The sequence below is a fragment of the Ciceribacter ferrooxidans genome (assembly GCF_004137355.1).
Lineage (GTDB): Bacteria > Pseudomonadota > Alphaproteobacteria > Rhizobiales > Rhizobiaceae > Allorhizobium > Allorhizobium ferrooxidans.
Window position 1 is genome coordinate 1 of the sequence record NZ_SDVB01000086.1, and the last position, 258, is coordinate 258.

Annotated in this window: 1 pseudogene; it reads left to right on the plus strand. The window is 64.3% G+C overall.

Annotation, left to right across the window (positions count from 1 at the left end):
* Window positions 1-258 (plus strand): annotated as a pseudogene (locus EUU22_RS02085) (hypothetical protein); the annotation flags it as partial.

Sequence of the window (258 nt, forward strand, 5' to 3'; positions counted from 1 at the left end):
CCCACCACACATTCGACTACCGCGCAACGTTGGCAAACGGAACGGTGATCGTCGTGGGAGTGCGCCCGACCTACCTCCTGGAGAAGGACGGTCTGGAATACACCATCGGCACCGTGGACCGGAACCTGCCCCACGGCTTCGCCGACGGAGCCACCATCATCACCGAGCGGGAAGCCACCGACGCGCGCTGCTGGAATGCAATGAGCATCCTGCGTGCGCTCAAGCATTCCGTTGCGGCCGACAACGACCGCCTTCGCG